This window comes from uncultured Cardiobacterium sp. (assembly GCF_938028185.1).
In the GTDB taxonomy this organism is placed as follows: Bacteria; Pseudomonadota; Gammaproteobacteria; order Cardiobacteriales; family Cardiobacteriaceae; genus Cardiobacterium.
In genome coordinates, this window is the sequence record NZ_CALJAH010000131.1 from 1 (window position 1) to 2,438 (window position 2,438).

Annotated in this window: 2 protein-coding genes; both read right to left on the reverse strand. The window is 64.3% G+C overall.

Annotation, left to right across the window (positions count from 1 at the left end; all coding sequences use genetic code 11):
• Positions 1–82 precede the first annotated feature (82 nt).
• A complete protein-coding gene (locus Q0349_RS04055; protein WP_298079598.1) occupies positions 83–1,825 on the reverse strand; it encodes a bifunctional alpha/beta hydrolase/class I SAM-dependent methyltransferase in 1,743 nt (580 codons plus the stop codon).
• Positions 1,822–2,427, reverse strand: a complete 606-nt coding sequence (locus tag Q0349_RS04060) for a CDP-alcohol phosphatidyltransferase family protein (protein WP_366916270.1) — start codon at positions 2,425–2,427, stop codon at positions 1,822–1,824. The genes Q0349_RS04055 and Q0349_RS04060 overlap by 4 nt, the downstream gene beginning before the upstream one ends.
• Positions 2,428–2,438 lie beyond the last annotated feature (11 nt).

The window sequence follows — 2,438 nt, forward strand, 5'->3', positions numbered from 1 at the left end:
CCCACCCCTCCCCCGCTGCGGGCTTCGCCCTGCAGGGGAGGGGGTTTTTTTAATTGCAAACACCCCCTGCGACGAATGGCGTTTATTTTTTCCGTGCCAGGCTGACGGTGAAGATGCCGTATTCGTCGATCCATTGGTGGATTTTTTCAAAGCCCGCTTTTGCCACGAGCTGGTCCATTTCTTGCTGGCTGCGGCGGCGCATCACCCAGTCCGGGCTGCCCGCCTTGTGGCTGGTCAGCGCGCGGGCGATCATTTCCAGTTGCGGGTGCCAGGGTTGGCCGGTGTAGATGAGGTAGCCGCCCGCGTCTATCGCGTCGCCAAAGCCGTCGAGCGAGTGCTGGATGAGGTCGTTGTCGGCGAAGAGTTCGTGCAGGCCGGAGACGATGCCCAGTGTTGGCCGCGGGCTGAGGTGTTGGTAGTTGGCGCGGTCGAAGGCGTTGACTTCGTCGAAGGTGGCGATGGTTTCGAGGCCGCGCGCGGTGATAAGTTCGCGTCCGGCGGCGACGTTAATCGGGCTGTAGTCGCGCAGGCGGATGCTGTCAGCGCGGACGTGTTCGTTCAGGGCGTCGAGGATGTAGCGGCCATGTCCGGAGGCGATGTCGAGGACGTGTACCGGTTTGTCCGCCTTGTGCAACAGGGTGGTGGCGAGCGCGATGGCTTTGCCGATGTTTTTTTTGCGCTGACGGATGCCACGCCAGCCGATGGCGTTGAGGTAATGCCGGTCGTAGAGTTTGCCGATGAAATTGCTGCCGCGCGGCTCGTTTTGGTAGACGTAGTCGAGGGTGCTGCCGCTGTCGTAGCCGGTTTCCTGGCCGATGCGCAGTCCTTCGCTCCAGCGCGCGCCGAGGCGCATTCCGGCGCGGTAGAGCGCCCACCACAGGCCGCGCAGGCTGAGGCGCGGCAAGGGTGTCGCCAGTTCGTCCGCTTCAACGCGGCTTGCGCTGGCCAGGTGGGCGTTGGTTACATCCACCGCCTGCCAGGGCGCGGCGAAGCGTTCGCGGATGAAGGCGCGCAGCGGGACGAAGGCGCGCTCGCGTTCGGCCTCGCCGAGGGTGTCGTGATAGAAGCCGGGCAGGATGTGACGCGCTTTGTAGTGGCTGCCGAGGTGGTTGTAGAAGTCGTGTTGTGGCTGGTGATGGACGACTTTGTCGTCGCCGGAGATGAGCAGCAACAGCGGGGTGGTGATGGCCTGGGCGTCGGCGACAATGCGCTCGGCGGTGTCGTAGAGGCCGAGCAGGACGCGCACCGAGATGGGGCGGACGATGAGCGGGTCGCGCTTGAAGTCTTCTTGTCGCGCGGTGTCGTGGGTGAGGTAGTGCGCCTTGACGTAGCTGTTCACAAAGAAATTGCCGCGCAGTTTGTGCAGCAGTTTCAGGCCGGGTCGGGCGAAGGGGACGTAGAGTTTGACGCTGAAGGCGGGCGAGGCGAGCACGGCGCAGCGGATGGGCGGGGCGTAGTCGTGCAGCCAGGTGGCGACCAGCACCGCGCCGACGCTTTGTGCGATGACGGCGGTGTTTTCCGGGGCGATGTGGTAGTGGTGCGCGATGTGGTGCATGAAGTCCTGGATGTCGGCGACGCTGGTGGCGATGCCGGGCGAATCGCCGCGTGCGCCGGGGCTGTTGCCGTGGCCGCGCGCGTCCCAGGCGAAGAAGGCGAAGTCGTCAAGGCCGAGTTCGTCAGCGAGATACATCAGCCGGCCAGAGTGTTCGTGGCCGCGATGGAAGAGGACGATGGCTTTGTCCGTGCTGCCGTCTTTCGCCGGGCGGTAGCGGTAAAACAGCTCGGTGCCGTCGCTGGTGGTGAAGGTTTTTTGCTGTTCGGTCATGGGATTCTCCGGTTGAGACCGTTGCGGATGCGCCGGACGCAGGTCGCGGCGAGGAGGATGTTCAGCAGCCACAGGGTGGTGTTGAGCCAGTCGGGCAGGCTGCCCGCCAGCGCGTAGTAAAAGGCGATGCAGCCGATGGCAAAGGCGCGGTCGCTTTTACCGAGCGGGCCGTCGTAACGGCGGCCGTTGCCGTGTACCGCGCCGAGGACGCCGCAAAATTCGGTCAGCGCGGCGAGGTAGATGAAAACGCCGACGGAAAGCGCGTCAAACGGCGCGACAAAGGCAAAGGGCAAATAGAGCGCGGCATCGGCGACGACGTCGGTGATTTCGTTGAGGTAGCCGCCGAGCGCCGTTCTCTGCCCGAACTCGCGCGCCAGCATGCCGTCCATCGCGTTCAGCGCCATGCGCAGGAAAAACCACAGCGGCAAGAGCAGGAACAGCGCCGCGTGGGTGGGAAAGCACGCGAGGGTGATACCCAGCGCGATGGAAATGGCGCAGGCGAAGACTGTCACCTGATTGGCGGTCGTGCCGCGCGCATGGAGGCGACGCACCAGCGGCCGCAGCAGGTTTTGGAATTTGGGTTTGAGGGCGTAAATACTCATGAGAGGCCGTC

Excerpts from the sequence above, each read along its gene's own strand:
- Q0349_RS04060 (WP_366916270.1), bottom strand. The coding sequence starts at position 2,427 with ATGAGTATTTACGCCCTCAAACCCAAATTCCAAAACCTGCTGCGGCCG.
- Q0349_RS04055 (WP_298079598.1), bottom strand. The coding sequence starts at position 1,825 with ATGACCGAACAGCAAAAAACCTTCACCACCAGCGACGGCACCGAGCTG.